At 68.3% G+C, this 18,223-nt stretch carries 15 protein-coding genes; all 15 read right to left on the minus strand.

Translation table 11 applies throughout. From position 1 onward, the window contains the following. Positions 1-167 precede the first annotated feature (167 nt). On the minus strand, positions 168-1,697 hold the full coding sequence (locus tag IEV83_RS11340; RefSeq protein ID WP_181759133.1) for a Do family serine endopeptidase: 1,530 nt from the start codon (positions 1,695-1,697) through the stop codon (positions 168-170). Between the two features lie 99 nt (positions 1,698-1,796). Beyond that, a complete protein-coding gene (locus tag IEV83_RS11345) occupies positions 1,797-3,083 on the minus strand; it encodes a bifunctional alpha/beta hydrolase/OsmC family protein (RefSeq protein ID WP_181759132.1) in 1,287 nt (428 codons plus the stop codon). Between the two features lie 130 nt (positions 3,084-3,213). Then, positions 3,214-3,705: a cytochrome c-type biogenesis protein gene (locus IEV83_RS11350; protein ID WP_181759131.1), complete on the minus strand. Its 492-nt coding sequence runs from the start codon at positions 3,703-3,705 to the stop codon at positions 3,214-3,216. Positions 3,706-3,714: 9 nt separating this feature from the next. Continuing rightward, positions 3,715-5,691, minus strand: a complete 1,977-nt coding sequence (locus IEV83_RS11355) for a heme lyase CcmF/NrfE family subunit (protein WP_181759130.1) — start codon at positions 5,689-5,691, stop codon at positions 3,715-3,717. Between the two features lie 73 nt (positions 5,692-5,764). Next, a complete protein-coding gene (gene ccmE / locus IEV83_RS11360) occupies positions 5,765-6,202 on the minus strand; it encodes a cytochrome c maturation protein CcmE (RefSeq protein WP_181759129.1) in 438 nt (145 codons plus the stop codon). 76 nt (positions 6,203-6,278) lie between these two features. Then, positions 6,279-7,463: a c-type cytochrome biogenesis protein CcmI gene (gene ccmI, locus IEV83_RS11365; RefSeq protein ID WP_181759128.1), complete on the minus strand. Its 1,185-nt coding sequence runs from the start codon at positions 7,461-7,463 to the stop codon at positions 6,279-6,281. Between the two features lie 110 nt (positions 7,464-7,573). Continuing rightward, positions 7,574-8,965 (minus strand): hypothetical protein, encoded by a 1,392-nt coding sequence (locus tag IEV83_RS11370; RefSeq protein WP_181759127.1) that lies wholly within the window; start codon positions 8,963-8,965, stop codon positions 7,574-7,576. A gap of 182 nt (positions 8,966-9,147) precedes the next feature. Then, positions 9,148-9,600 carry an RT0821/Lpp0805 family surface protein gene (locus IEV83_RS11375; RefSeq protein WP_181759126.1) on the minus strand — a complete coding sequence of 151 codons (453 nt, stop codon included), beginning with the start codon at positions 9,598-9,600 and terminating at the stop codon, positions 9,148-9,150. A 183-nt stretch (positions 9,601-9,783) separates the two neighbouring features. After that, positions 9,784-11,196, minus strand: coding sequence for a sensor histidine kinase (locus IEV83_RS11380; protein WP_181759125.1), 1,413 nt, complete (start codon positions 11,194-11,196; stop codon positions 9,784-9,786). Further along, entirely contained in the window at positions 11,189-11,866 is a 678-nt protein-coding gene (locus IEV83_RS11385) for a response regulator transcription factor (protein ID WP_181759124.1), read from the minus strand. The genes IEV83_RS11380 and IEV83_RS11385 overlap by 8 nt, the downstream gene beginning before the upstream one ends. 62 nt (positions 11,867-11,928) lie before the next feature. Continuing rightward, positions 11,929-12,264 carry a PepSY domain-containing protein gene (locus IEV83_RS11390; protein ID WP_181759123.1) on the minus strand — a complete coding sequence of 112 codons (336 nt, stop codon included), beginning with the start codon at positions 12,262-12,264 and terminating at the stop codon, positions 11,929-11,931. Positions 12,265-12,358: 94 nt separating this feature from the next. Next, positions 12,359-12,778 carry a hypothetical protein gene (locus tag IEV83_RS11395; protein WP_181759122.1) on the minus strand — a complete coding sequence of 140 codons (420 nt, stop codon included), beginning with the start codon at positions 12,776-12,778 and terminating at the stop codon, positions 12,359-12,361. Continuing rightward, a complete protein-coding gene (locus tag IEV83_RS20070; protein WP_209003125.1) occupies positions 12,775-13,782 on the minus strand; it encodes a lysozyme in 1,008 nt (335 codons plus the stop codon). The genes IEV83_RS11395 and IEV83_RS20070 overlap by 4 nt, the downstream gene beginning before the upstream one ends. A 51-nt stretch (positions 13,783-13,833) precedes the next feature. Next, positions 13,834-17,745: a baseplate multidomain protein megatron gene (locus IEV83_RS11410; RefSeq protein ID WP_181759121.1), complete on the minus strand. Its 3,912-nt coding sequence runs from the start codon at positions 17,743-17,745 to the stop codon at positions 13,834-13,836. Beyond that, positions 17,733-18,176: an NlpC/P60 family protein gene (locus tag IEV83_RS11415; RefSeq protein ID WP_181759120.1), complete on the minus strand. Its 444-nt coding sequence runs from the start codon at positions 18,174-18,176 to the stop codon at positions 17,733-17,735. Before IEV83_RS11415 ends, IEV83_RS11410 begins: the two co-directional genes overlap by 13 nt. Between the last annotated feature and the right edge of the window lie 47 nt (positions 18,177-18,223).

The following is an 18,223-nucleotide window of genomic DNA, read 5'->3' on the forward strand; positions in this document are numbered from 1 at the left end:
CACGCAAACCGGCCCGTTGGAGGCTTGCTCCACCCGGACCGGCCAGCGCACCGGATCCTGTCCGATTTAACGCAGAAAGGTTGATCAATTTCCAGCCGGGTGAAAGGCCCGGCGGACCACCCCGCCGGGCGGCGGGATGATCCCTGTTTTCAAGTCAGGTCGCCGGATCAGCCGCGGGCAACCGGCACCGCCACGAAGCGGGTGGCGGCATCGCCGCGCTGGACACGCATCAGCACCGCCTTGCGACCCTTTTCATCGGCGGCAAGCACCGCCTCGGTCACATCGCGCGGGGCATTCACCTCGCGGCCGGCGATCTCCAGGATCACGTCACCGCGACGCAGGCCCTTCTCGCTGGCGGTGCTGTCGGGCGCCACATCGGTCACCACCACACCGCGTTCCCCGGCACCGACCGCCTTGGCGGAGGCCAGTTCAACCCCGAGTTCCTCGACAAAGGCCGCCCCCTTGTCCCCGGACTTGCCAGCGCGTGCCGCCAGCTTGCCTGGCTCCTTCAATTCACCCAGGGTCACGGCGATGGTCTTCTCCTTGCCATCGCGCCAGATCGACAGGTCGACCTTGCTTTCCGGCGGATAGCTGGCGATCTTGCGCGCCAGATCGCGCGGCCCGTCGACGGTCTTGCCATCGACCTTGAGGATCGTGTCGCCGGACTGGACGCCCGCCGCCAGCGCCGGGCTGTCATCCTGGGCCTCGGCGACGATCGCGCCCTTGGCCTCGGTGAGACCAATACTCTCGGCGATATCCTCGGTCACCGGCTGGATCTGCACGCCGAGCCAGCCGCGCACCACCGTGCCATCGTCGCGCAGGTCGGCGACGATATCCGTTGCCGTGGACGCGGGAATGGCGAAGGCGATGCCGACGTTGCCGCCGGAGGGCGAGAAGATCGCCGCGTTGACGCCGATCACCTGACCCTTGGTGTTGAAGGCCGGACCGCCCGAGTTGCCCCGGTTGACCGGTGCGTCGATCTGGATGAAGTCGTCATAGGGACCAGCGCCAATGTCGCGGCCACGGGCCGAGACGATGCCGGCGGTCACCGAACCGCCCAGACCGAACGGATTACCGACCGCGACCACCCATTCGCCGACCTCCGGCGCCTCATCGGCGAATTCGACGTAGGTGAACTTGGTGTCCGCATCCACCTTCAGCAGCGCCAGATCGGTGCGCTCGTCCGAGCCGATCAAGCGGGCGTCGTATTCCTCACCGTCATCGGTGACGACGGTGAAGGCCGTGCCGTTGGAGACCACATGCTCATTGGTCACCAGATAGCCGTCATCGGTGATGAAGAAGCCCGAACCCTGGCTCTGGCCAAAGCGCTTGGGACCGCGCTCGCCGCCCTGGCCGCGCCCGTCCTCACCGAAGCGGCGGAAGAAACGGTAGAGCGGGTGGTCGGACGGCAGGTTCTCAAAGCCCGGCATGCCGCCCGGGGCCGACATCATCCTCGGCTGAACCTCGGTGCGCACCCGCACGCTGACCACCGCTGGCTTCACACCGGCCACCACCGCGGCAAAGCTCTGCGGCGCGGCGGCATCGACGCGCACCGGATCGGCCAGGGCGAACTGGCCGGGAACGAGAGTCTGCGCGCTCAGGGCGCCAGCCAGACCCAGCGCGACCGCACCGGCCAGCACGCTGGCACCGCGCGAGCGGGAGCGGCGGGGCGCCTTGATTTCACGAATGTCACGCATGTCGGTTCTCCACGTCTTGGATCGAAACTCGTCAGGTCCGGAGGCCGTGTCCTTGCGCCGCCGGTCCCTGTTGTCCCGTCCTATATGGAGACCGCTGCCTTACCGCTGCCTGTCGGCGGGATTAAGCTTTTGTAATGTTGCCGATACCGGATCTGCCTCTTCCAGCCGGGTGACGACGAGGGCGCCGGCCTCCAACGTCCGGTGCACCGGGCATTTGTCGGCAATTTCCTGCAGGCGCTGACGGGTGCCCGTGTCGAGGCTGCCCTCGATCCGCAACACCCGGTCGAAGCGGTCAATGCGCCCGCCCTTGCCCTTCAGATCCTCGTCGCACTCCATGCAGTCATCCGCATGAACCTTGGCGTGAAACACCCGCGTGGAGATGCGGTCGACGGCAATGCCCTTGCGTTCGGCATACATGCGCAGGGTCATCACCGTGCAGGCGCCAAGCGCGGTCGACAGGTAGTCATAGGGCGACGGGCCGCTGTCGAAACCGCCCACCGCCTCCGGCTCATCGGCCAGCATCCGGTGCGCACCGCTCCTGACCATCGCCTGGAATTTGCCCTGTCCGGTTTCGCTGACGAGCACGCCGGCGCCGGCCTCCTCTTCCGCCTCAGGCGCTTCGCTGGCGAGATAGCGGGCGGCCCATGCGGCGATCACCCCGGCGGCATAGATCGCATCCGCCGGATTGCTGAGAAGATGATCGGCGGTGTCGAGCGAGACGAAGCTTTTCGGGTGCTTCGCCGCCACGAACAACGCGGTCGCATTGTCGATGCCGACGATCTCGTCCCGAGGCGCGTGCATGACGAGCAAGGCCTTCTTCAGATTCTCCACCTTGCCGCGCACGCTGTGGCCGGCGATGTCATCGAGAAACTGCCGGCGGATGGTGAAGCTGCGGCCGTCAAGCGTGACGTCCGCCTCCCCTTGCGCGCGGATGGTCTCCAGATCTCCGCGGAAATTATGCACCACATGCTCGGCATCGGCCGGCGCGCCAATGGTCGCCACCGCCACCGCTTCGGGAATTTCACTCGCCACCGCTAGCATCGCCGCCCCGCCGAGCGAATGGCCGATCAGGAGCCGCGGCGCCTCGTAGTTATCGCGCAGGAAGGCCGCCGCCTTCAGCAGATCGCCGACATTGGAGGAAAAGTTGGTGGAGGCAAAGTCGCCGCCCGAGCCGCCCAGGCCCGTGAAGTCGAACCGCAGGACACCGATCCCCTCGCGGGTCAGCGCCTCGGAAATCCGCCGTGCCGCCACCAGATCCTTGGAACAGGTGAAGCAATGGGCAAACAGCGCGTAGGCACGGACCGGGCCGGTCGGAAGGTCCAGACGGGCGGCCAGTTCCGCGCCTTGTGCGCCCGGGAAGGTCAGTCGAATGGGGGTCGCGGACAATTCGGTCTCTCCCTGTTCACGCGCGCCGGAGGCTCAACCCTCCGCCGGGCAGATTAGTATACCGCCCGCACCGGCGGCCATCGTCGATTGAAAACAGTCATGGGAGGGGGAAAGGGGGCGGGCCGGCGGCTCACTTGCCGTCGGCGCCCTTGTCCAGCAACCGATCCAGCGCGGCCTGCTCTTCGGCGCTCAGCCCGGTGGGCTCACCCACCGTGCCGGCTACCGTGCGCCGCCGCGCCTTCATCACCAGCACGAATGCGCCGATCAGCAGCATCACCGGCGCGATGGTCCACAAAAGCAGCGTGTGCATGGAAAAGCGCGGCTTCAGGAGCACGAATTCGCCATAGCGCGAGACGAGGAAGTCAATCACCTCGCCATCGCTGTCACCGGCGACAAGCCGTTCACGGACGAGAACGCGCAGATCCTTGGCGAGCGGCGCGTCGCTGTCGTCGATGGACTGGTTCTGGCACACCATGCAGCGCAGGTTCGCCGACAGGTCGCGGGCCCGCTGTTCCAGCACCGGATCGGCCAGCACCTCATCGGGCGCCACCGCCCGGGCCGGGACCGGACCGAGCAGGGCAACCGACATCATCGCCAGAAGGCAGGCGGACAGAATGCGCATCATCGCCTCCTATTCTGCCGGAACCATGCGCTGGCGCGCCGGCTTCGGGGCCCCGACGCGCAGGCGCCGGTCGAACAGCGACAACGCGCCGCCAAAAGCCATCACCAGACAGCCGAGCCAGATCAGCGTCACCAGCGGCTTGTGGTAGACGCGGATATCCGCGCCGCCGTCGCCATGCACCTCGCCGATCGACACATAAACCTGCGAGAACCCGAAGGTGACGATGCCCGCCTCGGTGGTCGGCATCTTGCGGGCGGTATAGAGCCGCTTGGCCGGATCCGTTTCGGCCACCTTGACCCCGCCCTTGAGGATGTCGAAATGGCCGACGTCGTCGATGTAGTTGGGGCCCGTGCGGCGGGCGAGCCCGCCGAAGGTCAGGGTGTAGTCGGCGACCGTCACGCTCTCGCCCGGCCGGATCGTCACCACCTTTTCCACCTGGAAGGCGGTGGCGGCCACGAGGCCGAGCACGGTGACACCGATGCCGATATGCCCAAGCGCCGTTCCCCAGGCCGCGCCCGGAAGCCCGACCAGCCGGCGCAGGCCGGTCGACAGTCCCACCTGGGAGAAGCGGGCGCGGGAGAGGATTTCCGCCGCCGCCCCGGCGATCACCCAGATGCCGAGACCGAAGCCGAGCGCGGCCAGAATGCGATCGACCCCTTGCAGCCAGGCCACCAGCAGCGTTGCCGCCAGCGCCAGCCCGAGGGCGGCATAGAGCCGCTGCGACACCGCGTAAAGATCCCCGCGTTTCCAGGCCAGCAGCGGCCCGAACGGCATGGCGATCAAGAGCGGCACCATCAGCGGGCCGAAGGTCAGGTTGAAGAACGGCGGGCCAACCGAGATCTTCTCACCGCCGACCACTTCCAGCGCGAGCGGATAGAGGGTGCCGACGAAGACGGCAACAGCAGAGACCGTCAGCAACAGGTTGTTCAGCACCAGCGCGCCCTCGCGGCTGACCGGCGCGAACAGGCCGCCCTGTTTCAGCAGCGGCGCCCGCCAGGCGTAGAGCGCCAGCGAACCGCCGACGAAGATAGTCAGGATGCCGAGGATGAAGGTGCCGCGCATCGGATCGGTGGCAAAGGCATGAACGCTGGTCAGCACGCCGGAGCGCACCAGGAAGGTGCCCAGCAGCGACAGGGAGAAGGCCAGGATCGCCAGCAGCACGGTCCAGACCTTCAGCGCACCGCGCTTTTCCATGACGATGGCCGAATGCAGCAGCGCTGTGCCCGCCAGCCAGGGCATCAGCGAGGCGTTCTCCACCGGATCCCAGAACCAGTAACCGCCCCAGCCCAGCTCGTAATAGGCCCAGTAGGAGCCCATGGCGATGCCGAGGGTCAGGAACATCCAGGCCAGCAGCGTCCAGGGCCGGACCCAGCGTGCCCAGGCCGCATCGACCCGGCCGAGGATCAGCGCGGCGGCGGCGAAGGAGAAGGTGATGGAAAAGCCCACATAGCCGACGTAGAGCAGCGGCGGATGGATCGCGAGACCAACGTCCTGCAGGATCGGGTTGAGATCGTTGCCTTCCATCGGCGCCGGCGACAGGCGCAGGAACGGATTGGAGGTCACCAGCAGGAACAGCAGAAAGGCAAAGCTCACCATGCCCTGAACGCCCAGGGTCGCGGCCCGCAGTTCAGCAGGGATGTTGCGTCCGAAGGCGGCGACCAGGGCGCCGAACAGCACCAGGATCAACACCCACAGCAGCATGGAGCCTTCGTGGTTCCCCCAGACGCCGGTCAGCTTGTAGAGGAACGGCTTGGCCGAATGGGAGTTCTCAACGACGTTCAGAACGGAGAAATCGGAGGTCGCATAGGCCATGGTCAGTGCGGCAAAGGAGATGCCGACGAACAGGAACATCATGCCCGAGACCGGCGGAGCCACCGCCATCATCCGATCATTGCCGGTCACCGCGCCCCAGACCGGCAGCACCGATTGAACCAGCGACAGGATCAGCGCGAGAATCAGCGCGTAGTGTCCGATTTCAACGATCATCCCGGCCGTCTCCCCAGTGGTGCGCGCACCTTAGTCATTGGCGCCAAGGTCGTGGCGCCGTTTGCAGCGAAGATCATTCCTCGCCCTGCCAGACGCCCTTGCCCTTGAGCGCCTCGGCGACTTCCTTCGGCATGTAGTTCTCGTCATGCTTGGCGAGAACGCTGTCGGCATGAAACCAGCCATCCGGCTTCATCACGCCTTCGGCAACCACCCCCTGCCCCTCGCGGAACAGGTCCGGCAACAGGCCCACATAGACCACCTGCACCGTTTCCACCGTATCGGTCACGGAGAAGCGAACCTCCGCCCCGTCCCGGCGCTCGACGGTGCCATCGGCGACAAGCCCGCCGAGGCGGATGCGCTGGCCGTCCGGATGCGCCTTGCCGACAATATCGCTCGGGCTCTGGAAAAACACGATCTGATCGTTGAGGGCAAACAGGATCAGCCCGACCGCCACGGCGAGCACGCCGCCGGCCGCCGCGATCATCGAAAGGCGTCTTTGCTTGCGGGTCATGGTGTTCTCGTCCCCGTCATCTCATCTGGTTGTACCGGCCGCCGGATCCCTCCGGCGAAGTCCTGGCCAATCCGGCTCAGGAGCCGATCCCGAGTTCCGCGGCCAGACCGCGCAGCTTCGCCTGCGCTGCCGGATCATCCTTCAGCGCAACAAGCGCCCGGTCCTTGACTTCGCGCAAGCGGGGGCCATCGCCCAGCACCGCCAACGCCCGCATCAGCCGCATCCATTCCTCGGCGGAGCCGCCCTCCTCGCTGAGACGGGTGTCAAGCCGGTCAACCATGCCCTTGATCATCTCGGCGCGGTCGCTGGCCGACATCTCGGCGGCGGCGGCCATGGTCTCGCGATCCGGTCCCGGCAGCGCCGGCGACGGCGGCACTTCGGCGCCGAGCTTCGCCATTTCCATGCGCACCGCCTCGACCCAGGCTTCGCCGCCCTTGGCCTCGGCGAGCAGCGCCTTCCAGGCGGCAATGGCCTCGTCCTTGCGGTTTTCCTGGCCGAGCGCCAGCGCGAGGAAGAATCTGGGTTTGACCGCCTTGGGGTCAAGCGCAACGGCCCGGTCGAACGCGGCCCGCGCCTCCGCCGTGACGATGCCTTCGGAAAGGATCACCAGCGCTTCGCCAAGATCGGTTTCCCGGCGCACGTCCGAGCCCACGAGCCGGATGGCATTGCGATAGGCAACAACCGCATCCCCGGTCCGGCCAAGGCGCATATAGACCGGCGCCAGCACGTCCCAGCCACGTCCATCATTGGGATTGTCGGCCAGATGCTGCTCCACCTTGGCGACAAGCGCCGCCATCGAGCGGTTCTGCTGCGTGTCCTCAAGCCGCGCGGACAGCGGCTGGTCGGCGAGGTCCGGCGACCCGAGCGCCAGATAGGTGAAAAGAGCGGCGGCGGGAATGGCGATGACCACCGCCACCTGCAACAGGCCGCTCGCCCCGCGCCGTGCCGGGCTGCCGGACAGGGAGGCCGCCGCGTCCGCCTTGTCTTTCGTGCCAGTCTGCGCACCTGCCCCACCGGAGGCCTCCGCCTCGCGGCTGGCGGCCAGCAGCCGCCGGGCGATCTCGGTGCGGGCGGCGGTTGCCGCCTCCTCCGACACCAGCCCCCGGTCGAGGTCGCGCTCGATCTCATCGAGCTGGGCGCGGTAGACTTCCGCGTCATGGGCTGCGGCGGGCGCATGCCCGCGTCGTCCGCGGGCCAGCGGGACCAGCACCGCAAGCGCAGCGGCGACGGTCAATAGCGCAAAGGCGATCCATAGGGTCATACCCGGCATATAGACCGCGCATTTGCGCATTTCGCAAGAGCCGGCACCCTGTGACAGGCGGTCGCGGGGAAAGAAGTTGACCGCCAGATGGTCTTACCCGGGCGAACCGGTCAGCCGGTGGCCCGTGTCTCTTGTTTCCGCGAAGACAGGGCGGCCTTGCGGCTGCGACGCAAAAGGTCGGCGTAATCCTTGCCGAAATGGGTTTCGCACAGGCAAATCGCCGTATCCACGGCGGCAAGATGAGCCGAAAGCCGGGCCTCAGGCGAATCGGACAAGGCGCCGAGCAAGGCCCGGGTCTTGATCTCCAGTGTCTGGTCCAGTGCCTGCCGGGTGCGGGCGGTGATCTCGTTGGCCGCCAGGCTTTCCGCCGCATCGCGCATCCGGCTAAGCAGCAACACGCCGCGCTTGGCCTCCTCGATGGTTGGCGTGTCGAGCTGCGGCTGGCCATCGCCATCGAGCGGCGGCACCGCCAGCGCACGGCGAATGTTGCTGGCCGCCGCCTCCAATTCGCCGGTGATGAAACGGGACAGCGCGCGGCGGGTCGCCGCGATCCGCCGGTGCCACGCCGGTGCGTCCTCCAGCTCGAATTGCCGATCGAGGGTTTTGACCAGCGCGTGATAACCACCGAGCGCTTCGAACAACACCGCGTTGGAACAGCCGCCGCACACAATCGCCGCGAACCGTTCCGCCTCGGAAAACGCCATCTCCGCGAAGGCCGCATAGGGCGAGGCCGCGATTTTCCGCAGGTTCGGCGTCTCCGCCAGATTGCTTGCCAGCAGCAACAGGGCTTCGGGCGCCTCCGCCCGGCGTAGTACCACCGCCGCGATGATGATCGCGTGATCGCGCTTGCGGTCGGTTACCGCCTTGATCCGCCGGAGCGACGGGCTGCCCGGCTTGAAGTCCCAGACGGTGAGCCGTTCCGGCAGGCTTTCACGCAGCGGGTCGAGCCAGGAGAGACCGTGAAACGCCTCCATCATGTCCACGAGATCGCGCAGCGCCCGCTCGCCACCCACCTGCATGGCCAGCCGCTGGCGCGCCCGGTCATCGCCCCGCGCGACTGCAAGTTCCTCGTCGATCCGCGGCATCACCAGATCGCGCAGGTCCTCGGCAAGCGTCGCCACCTCTTCCGGCTCCACTTCCAGCCGCAACGCCCGCTCGCCGGCCGAGGCAAAGGCCTCCGGCGCCACATCGCGTTGCAGCCAGGTCCATATCAGCGGCAGGCTCGCCCGGGTGATCCGGCCGCGCTCCTTGTGCTGCAAATTCTCATCGACCAGCAGATCGGCGACAGGCGCAAAAAACATCCTCTGCAGCCAGTCGCAGCGCGGCTGACGCGGCAGCCGGTCCACTTCCCCGCGCCGGGAGGCCTCCATACAGGCATCAAGGATGAGATCGATATGCGGATCGTCCGTGCCCCGCGCTCGTTCATTCTCCAACCCGCGCATCAGCGTGCGCAGCGCCTGCACCGACAGCGCGTCGAGATAGGATCGGATTTTCACACTCAATTGGTGCCGGTCCGGCATCGGCTTCCGCTCGACGACAACAGGGTTTGGAAATGAGGTATGACCTTCGCAGAAAAGGATTAATCAATGCTTGGCAGCGCGCCGGCGCGCACGCCGACCAACGCCGGCAACGCCTGCACGCGCCCGTCCAGCGACAAAAAATTACGTAACGTCAGATAGTAAGCTCAGGTGATCGGCTGCCAACCGCCGCCCTGACCGCGACAGGCGGAGCCGCGCATGGAGCGTTCTCCGTCCTTCAGAAGCAGCACATGGGTGTAATCCCGGCACAGGATATTGTTGACCTGATAGTTCGGACCGGCAATCACCCGGCCGCGCACGCCGCTCGACCTGTTGCTCCAGTCGACGGTCTCGCCGGTGCGATTGGCAACAAGCGCATTGCGCAGAGCGGTGGCCGCCGCCCGGCGGTCCGCGTCCGACAGCGCCTGCCCCGCATCGGTCTTCAAGAGATCGGCGAGCGCCAGATCGGCCTCGCTCTGGCGCAAGGGCTGTTCACGAAAGGCGCTGCCGAGGAAGCCCCCGCCGACGACAATCGAGCCATCCGACGGATCACCCGTTCCCGTGCATCCCGCCATCAGTCCCCCCGCGACGACCACCGCGCCGAGCCTGCCCCAGATCATGTCGCTTTTCCTGTCCAGCTCACGTCAATTCCGTTCCTGACCCGCGCGATCCGCGCGGCACCCCACGCAAGGCCTACCCTAAAGCAATGGGCCCGGTGGCTCCATCCACCAAATTTCGGGATCGGCGCCCAGCGCCGGCCTGCGGCGGGAGAATGGCCGCATCGGCCATCCCGTAGCGCAAGGTTACCCATGCCTTTGTGGCCGAACTGCGTCATCGAGGGCGGGCAATACCAGCCGCGCGCACAAGCCGCCGGACGGCGCCGGCTCCAGGGTGAAGCTCCCCCCATAGAGCCGCGCCAGATCGACGACGATCGACAGACCTAGCCCGGTTCCCGGCACCGTTTCATCGAGCCGCCGTCCCCGCTGCAGCGCCTCGGCGCACTCTTCGGGGGAAAGGCCGGGGCCATCGTCGATGACCTGGATGACGAGCGTTTGACGTGCGTTGCCATCCGGCTCCAGCCCGGCCTCGACCCGCACCCGGCCACGCGCCCATTTGCAGGCGTTGTCGATCAGATTGCCCGCCAGCTCCTCCAGATCATGCTCCTCGCCGCGAAAGCGCGGGGCGCCGGTCACCTCAAGCGCGAAGTCGAGATCCCGGTCGCGGTAGATCTTCGACATGGCCCGAATGAGCCGGGCCAGCACCGGTTCCACCTCGGTGGCCGCACCGATCACCCGGCGCTGCGCCGCCATGCGCGCCCGCTCCAGGTGATGATCAACCTGGGTGCGCATCAGCACCGCCTGTTCGGACACCTTGTCGGCGAAGGGGCCGGGATGGCCGCGCGCCTCATTGACGATCACGCTGAGCGGTGTCTTCAGTGCATGAGCCAGATTGCCCACATGGGTGCGCGAGCGTTCCACCACCTCCCGGTTGGAGCGCACCAGCGCGTTCAGCTCCACCGCCAGCGGCGCCAGCTCGGGCGGCAAATCCTCATCGACGGCCTCCGCATCGCCCTGGCGGACGGCAGCGAGCGAGGCGCTGAGCGCGGCCAGCGGTCTGAGGCCGATCCGCACCTGCAGGAAGATGGCCGCGACCAGCCCGAGGCCCAGCACGAACAGCGTCAGCGCCACCCGCCCGGCGAAGGTCGCCACCCGGGCCTGCAATTCAGCCGCGTCTCCGGCGACGGCAATCAGGTAGGCGACCCCTTCGCCGAAGATGATCTTGCGCTGCAACAGGCGCAGTTCACCCCCACGCGGACCGGAAATGGTGGAGCGCAGGTCCCCGGGACCGGACAGGGGCGGCAGGTCCAGCCGGTCGCCGAACAGCGACTGCGAGGCATAGATCATCTCGCCGCTGCGGGCGTTGGTGACGCTCCAGTACCAGCCCGAGGCCGGCAGGTCGAAGCGCGGCTCGCCAAGATTGCCCGGCTCCACCGGCTCTTGCGGCGTACCGGCGGCCATCTCACCGACGATCGCCTTCACATAGACATCCAGCCGGGCATCGAAGGACCGTTCGCTGTCCTCCCGGTAGAGCGCGACGAGCACGACCCCGGCCACCGCCAAGGCCAGCACCGACCAGATCGCCGCGACGGTGATCAGCCGGGTCGACAGGGCGCGCTTGCCGGATCGGCGCCGCTTGGTGGCCTGCGCCTCAGGCATCGGCGGCGGCATCCCCATCGGCGATCCGGTAGCCGAGCCCGCGTACGGTCTCGATCAGATCGGCGTCGACCTTCTTGCGCAGCCGGCCGATGAAAACCTCGATGGTGTTGGAATCCCGGTCGAAGTCCTGATCGTACAGATGTTCGATCAACTCGGTGCGCGAGACGATCCGGCCCTTGTGGTGCATCAGGTAGGAGAGCAGACGGAACTCGTGCGAGGTGAGCTTGATCGTCATGCCGTCGCGGGTGACCTTGCCGGCGCGAATGTCGAGGCGGATCGCGCCGACGCTGATTTCGTTGCTGGCGTGGCCGGCGGCCCGGCGCAACAGGGCGCGCAGACGGGCAACCACCTCCTCCATGTGGAACGGCTTGGCGACATAATCATCGGCGCCGGCGTCGATGCCAGCGACCTTGTCGCTCCAGCGGTCGCGGGCGGTGAGAATCAGCACCGGCATGGCGCGGCCGTCCCGGCGCCAGCGCTCCAGCACACTCAGCCCGTCCAGCACCGGCAGGCCGAGATCGAGAACCACCGCGTCATAGGGCTCGGTATCGCCGAGGAAATGCCCTTCCTCGCCATCATGTGCGGTATCGACCACATATCCGGCTTCCGTCAGAGCCTCGACCAGTTGCCGGTTCAGGTCCCGGTCGTCTTCCACCACCAGCAAACGCATTGTTGACGCAATCCTTCATTTGGGAAACTGCCACTGTGGCGGCCGCAAGACGTGGCCGCCGCTCAGTTCAGCACCTGGCCGGTGCGGGCATCGACCACCCGTGTGACCAGCCGTTCGCCGCTCAAGACCGACAGACGGTACACCAGCCGCCCCCCTTCCTCGCACAGTTCGGCGCGAACGATCTCCCCCCGCACGGCCCCGGCGATGGCGCCAAGGGGTTGGGCCTGACCGTTGGCGACGGCCGCACGGGCCTGGGACGGACTGAGGCAAGCGGCCATGGCGGCCTGCGGCACGGCCAGAACGGCAAGGGCGGCCAGCGCAAACGCGACAGCCTGCCGGCGAAGGGCCGGGGCAAAGCTGCTGGCGCAGCGGCGAAGGGGGCGGGCGATCCAGAACATGAGGGCGACCTTAGCGTTTCCTGCCTGAATAGCATATGAACGGAATGCTCATCTCGAGCCGCAACTGGACATTCTCAGGCAGCCTCCCCCTGGTCTACCGGCCACCGCCGCCCGGTCCTTTGCCCGCCCGTGTCGCCCGCACCGCCCCTTGCAGTCCATCGACCAAAAACAGGCTGACGAGGATGCCGCCGGCCCAGTCATCGAGCGGCGCCGGCAAGGCGGCGACGTCCCAGGCAAAACCGAAGATGCTGTCGGCGATCACCGCCGCCCACCACAGCCCAAGCGGCAGCACGAACAGCAGCCGGCCGAGCCGGGCGGCGGTGAAGAAATGCCCCTGTTCGGCCAAGAGCACCGCGCGCGCCTCCGCCCGCGCGGCCAACTCGCCGCGTATTGCCTCCGCCGCCAGACCGACCGACAGACGCTTCGCCTCGCTTTGCGCCGCCACCCGGCGATCCAGATGGGCAAGCAGCAGCCGCGCCAGCGGTCCGGCGACGAGCCGGAGCAGTCCGATCATCGCCCCTCCCCCTGCCGGCGCCAACCCGCCGGGCCATCGGTCACATGCCGCAGGAGGATGTTGCCAAGATTAAAGGCGATGACCACCCAGAGCGCCGCTTGCGGCCCCAGATGGCTGGTCCAGTCCACGCCCGCAAGATAGTGCAGGCATTCCAGAAGCAGCGCCGCACCGGCGGCAAGGCCATTGAGCACAAGGGTTTTCCAGCCACGCATGAGGGGTCCTTTCCGGAACGAGAGAGAGAAGAGACCAGACAGCCATCCACGCAGACGCCCACGCGCGCGCCAGACCAGCCAACCGGCAAGGAGCGCCGCGAGGAGCCCCGCACCGGCCAGCCAGAGGGAGCGATTGCCGCCCGCAGCCAGCAGTGCGGCGGCGCCGGCCGGCAGCAGCGCGACAAGGCCCTTGCGACGAAAAAGGGGGCGACGGACCGGGCGGCGGGGCGCGGCGGTTTTTGTGCGCTCTCCCGCATCCGCCGCCGGACGGGCGGTGTTTTGGGTTTCGGACGTGGCAGCATCCTTGCCATCGCTGTAGTCGCCCGTGAGCAGGAGCCTTGCCTCCTCCCGGCGGCGCCGGACCAGTCCGGCCAGGCGGCGACCGCCGGCGGTGGCGTAGTTGTCCGCAAGGATCCGCGCGGCGCCGGTCACATCGCCCGCCGCCAGCGCGCGCGCCCAGCGCCACTTGAGAGCGCCGGGCCCGAGATTGTAGGCAACAGAGCAACAGGCATCGAAGCGATGCTGCGGCAAGGCGCCGAAACGGGCAAGAACCGCCGCGCCGTACTCTTTCTCCACGAGGCGGGCCAGCAACACTTCGCAGTCCTTGCGCGCGATGCGGTCGCCGATGGCGAGCGGGCGGCGATGCCGTTCGCGCCACCACGCGCGGAACACGGCGGAGCGTTCGGTGAAGCCGTAGCCGATGGTCACCACCCCTGCCGGATCCCGGTAGGCGCGGGTGACGAGCCCTTCATGCCGCGCGATGAACGCGGCGCCCCTGTCGCTGAGACGCATCGTATTGGTTCTCCCTGTGACGTGACCGGAGTTTTTCCGTGAGATCGACGGCTAGAGCTGCAAGGTTGCCGTTGCCGGCAGCCCGTTGCCCATCACGGCGGAGAGCTGGCGCAGCCGCAGGGTGAAGCTGCTCTGCACCGCGCCGAAGAGCGCCAGTTCCTCCGCCGGATCGAGGCGCAGGCTGGTGGTCTCCACCTCCCGGCTCACCAGCGGCACGGCGCCGGAGCCCAGCAATTCGACCCGGTAGGCCTCGCGCTCCTCGCCCAGCGGCACATCCGTGCCGATCCAGCCATCGCCAGCGGTCCGGGTGCGGCGGATCCAGGAAAAGCTCACCGCGCCATCGGCCTGACGACGCGCCTTGAGATGCACCGGCGAAAACGGCATCAGCCCCAACCCGGAAGCGGTGTGGCTGAGGTCCGCCCGCGCCGGACTGTCGAGCGGCGCCCCCGACGGCACGGCGGTGTAGTCGAACGGCAGCCCCAGTTCATCGCGCGACAGTGGCAGGGTCACCAGCGCTTCGTTCAGCAGCAGCACACCGGCACCTTCGGGCGCACCCGCCGCCGCCCCCGCATCGGTGCCGAGCAACCCGCGCAACAGACCCTTCAACAGGTACCGGCGCGGCCCGATCAACTCGGCGGTCTGAAACTGGATGATTTCGATGCCGCCGCCGGGGGCATGCACCGCCAGCGAATTGACCCCGCCCAGCACATCCAGCCGTGCCCGACTGGAAAGCGTACCGCCATGCAGTTCGACCTCCAGACGGGCGGCCCGATCCCACACGCCGAGCGGCCCGGGAGCCAGCGCGGCCTTGGTGGTGCCGAGGATCGCCGGTGCGTCGATGCGCGCATGCAAGGACGGCGGCGCGCCAGCCTGCGCCCGGTAGACATCGAGCGCGCCGGGCCAGGGCACGGCAAAGGCGGCCATGCGCGGGGCGTGCGGAGCCGGATCGTCCGGCAGTGGCGGCAGGTCGAGGATCAGGAGTTCCGCCGCGCCGATGGCGCCGCGCACGGCGCGCGGCCGCGCCTCCCCGCCCCGGGCCTTGCCGTCGGCGCGCGGCGGCGGCATCACCCGGCGGGCGCGCAAACGTCGAAGCAGCCCCTCCTCCACCGCCTCGATGCGCATGTCGACCGGCGCCGTGCTGCCCAGCACCGGATCGGCGGCAAGGGTGACCACGTCGCCCGGCTCGATATCGAGCCGCCCCGGCGGCAGGGCAAGGGTCACCTCCTCCCGCTCGCTCCAACGCCGGGCCAGCAGCCGGTCGGCCAGCGCCCGGGCGCGACCCGGATCGACCGACCCGCCCAAATCGAGGTCTTCCACCCGGCGGCTGTGGCCTTCGCGGCGGCGCGAGGACACCAGAAAGCGGCGGTGATCGCGGCCGCTGTCGCGGGCGGCAACGCGGATTTCCGCCGGCAGGTCCGCATCCTGCGCCCGGCGGATGGAAACGAGCGCCGCGCCGGCCTCCGGCTCGGCGATCCCGTCCGCTGAAAGGGTTGCCACCGGCGGCGACCAAGCCGGGCGAAAGGCGATCACCGCGCCCTGATCGACAGCCACCGCGCCCAGCGCATCGAGCAGCGGCATCAGCACCGAGCGCAAAGCGACCGGGCCGGCCACCGTCATGCCATCGAGGGTGCCGGAGAGCCCGGCGCAGCGGAACACATCCGCCGGCACGCCGAAATCCTCCGCCAGCAAGCGGATCATCCCCTCCAGCGTCGCCCCGCCGAGTCGGCCGGTGAGCCAGTGGCCGGTGCGCCAGTTGTCGCCATCGCTCCAAAGGTCGGTCTTCACCGGAAAGGCCGGATAGGGCCGCGCGTCCCAGCTCCACAGATAGATCCGGTCCGCATCGACCATCGGCCCGCCATAGACCGGCGAGAGCGGATTGTCGCCGATGCCCAGGCGCGGATGATCGCCGCTCCACCAGGACAGCACCGCCTCCAGCGCCCGGCGCTGGATCAGGTCATCGCGTCCGCCGTTGGAAAAATGCGGCAGGGCCGATTCAGAGGATTTGGCGTCGTGAAACACATTCGGCTGGTTGGCTCCGGCATCGACCGCCGGTACGCCGAGTTCCGACAGCCAGATCGGCTTGGACATGGGCACCCAGTCGGTCGGCGCGCCCAGCTCCACCCCGCCGACCCGCTCCACATGCGGGTTCGACCACCAGCCCTTCAGGTCCTTGGCGCGGAACACCCAGGGCTTGGCATGGGCCCCGTCGGTGATCGGTGTGCGCAGGCCCGCCGCGCGGTCCTCGGGGCTGGCGTAGTACCAGTCGTGATCCTCGCCGCCGGCCACATGGGCGCGCAAGGCGTCGAGATCGTACGGGTCCGTTCGCCCGTCCGGGTCGCCGCCGTGACGCTGGTCGGCGAGCGGAAAATAGGCGTCGATCGCCACCGCGTCGATGGCCGGATCGGCCCAGAGCGGATCGAGCGGAAAGCGCAGTTCGCCCGCCTCCGGCACGTCGCCGCCATATTCGGTCCAGTCGGCGGCGTAGGTCACCTTGGCCGTGCCGAGCAACCCCTTCACATCGCCGGCCAGCGCCTTCAGCGCGGTGACGAAGGGATAGACACCCGGGCCGGAGCGCAGACGGGTCAGGCCGCGCATTTCCGAGCCGATGAGGAAGGCATCGACCCCGCCGGCGGCGAGCGCCAGATGGGCATAGTGGAGAATGAAGCGCCGGTAGGACCATTCCGCCGGGCCGACATAGCGGATGGTGCCCGCCGGCCAGTTGGAAAACTGCCCCGGCGCCGCGCTGCCGGCGAACGCGGCCACCTCGGCGGCGGCCACCGCGCTGCCGTCCGGCGATCCGGGCTCTCCCGGCGCCAGCGACGCGGTCATTCGCCCGCGCCAGGGGTGAGGCGCCTGCTCCGCCCCGCCATAGGGGTCGGGCAGCCCGTTGCCGGCCGGCACGTCCATCATCAGGAACGGATAGAGCGAGACCTTCAGCCCGCGCGCCTTGAGATCGCGGATCGCGGCGATCACGCTGGCATCGCTTGGGGTGCCGCCATAGGCCGGACGGCCGCCGGTCTGGCTGACCTCGCGCGCCTGATAGCGCGACAGACCGCCCACGCCCCAGGTGGCGCCGGTGGTGGTGCCGCCCTTGGCCTCCACCCGCGGCGTCACCGTGCAACTGCCGCAGCGCAGATCGTCGCCGAACCAGGCGACCACCAGCGCCACCCGCTCCAGATTGGGGCACAGCGCCTGCAACTCATCGAGCGAGGCGGTCCAGTTGCTGGCCGCATGCAGCACCACCCGGTTGACCTCCTCGCTGACCCCCGGGCGCGGCGAGTGGGTCACCACCGCCGGATCGTAGACGAACTCGCCGGCGCCGGGGATCAGGGTCACCGCCCGCACCATCTGCTCCAGCGGCTCCACGGTGCGGATGACCTCGAAGGTGAGCTGCGGCAGGCGGTCGCCGAATGGCTCCAGCGGCAGGCGCTCGAACACCACATAGGCGGTGTTGCGATAGGCCGGAGTGTCACCCTGCCGAGCGGCGATCAGCGGGTCGGGCAGTTGATCGGCATCGCCGTGGTAAAAGCGGCAGGTGATGCCGGTGAGATCGAGCGGCTTGCCATCGGCCCAGACCGCGCCGATCCGCGCCACCGGTCCGGCGCACAGGGCCACGGCGAAATTGGCGAAATAGCGATAGCTGCGCACGGTGGCACTCGGACCGCCACCTTTGCCGCCGCTGCTTTCCTCTTGCACCACCTCCTCGAACCGGGTCGCCCAGATGATCTGTCCGGCCAGCCGTGCCCGACCATAGACCATCGGCAGCGGCGCCCCTTCGGTGGAGGACTGCACCGACAGATCGTCGAGCCGCCGTCCCTCGATGGTGCGGCTGCCGCCGAACAGCGCCTGATCGAACGCATAGCCGGCGACCGCGCCGGCGGCCTGGCCGAGCAGCGCGCCAAAACCGCCCAGAAGGGCACCGCCCAGCGCCTTGCCGGCGGCAGCGAGGATCAAGGTTGCCATGGCAGAACTCCCGGAAAGGCAAAGACAGCGACAAGACGCCGGCGCCAGGCCGGCACCAACGCGCTTTCGGCAACGGCCACGCCCTCGTAGGCGTGGATCATGGTGTCGGCGGAGGCGAGAATGCCGACATGCTTGGCCGGGGCGCCGTCGCGCCAGCGAAACAGCAGGACATCGCCCGGCTCGGCCTCTGCCAGATCACGCTCGGTGAAGTGGCGGCGGGCGGCGGCCAGCAAGGTCTCGCGTCCGCCGGTCTCGGCCCAGTCGCGGCTGTAGGGCGGCAGAGGTTCAGGCTCCGACCCCAGCACCGCGCGCCAGACGCCGCGCACCAGACCGAGGCAATCGGCCCCTGCCCCCTTGCAGCTTGCCTGATGACGATAGGGCGTGCCGATCCATTGGCGCGCCTCATGGAGGATGCGCTCGCGTTCGATCATCCGCTTGTCCTTCGCAGCTTTGTCCGGTGGAGCCAGAAAGGAGCGTG

Origin of the sequence: Stappia taiwanensis (assembly GCF_014635285.1) — a bacterium.
Lineage (GTDB): Bacteria > Pseudomonadota > Alphaproteobacteria > Rhizobiales > Stappiaceae > Stappia > Stappia taiwanensis.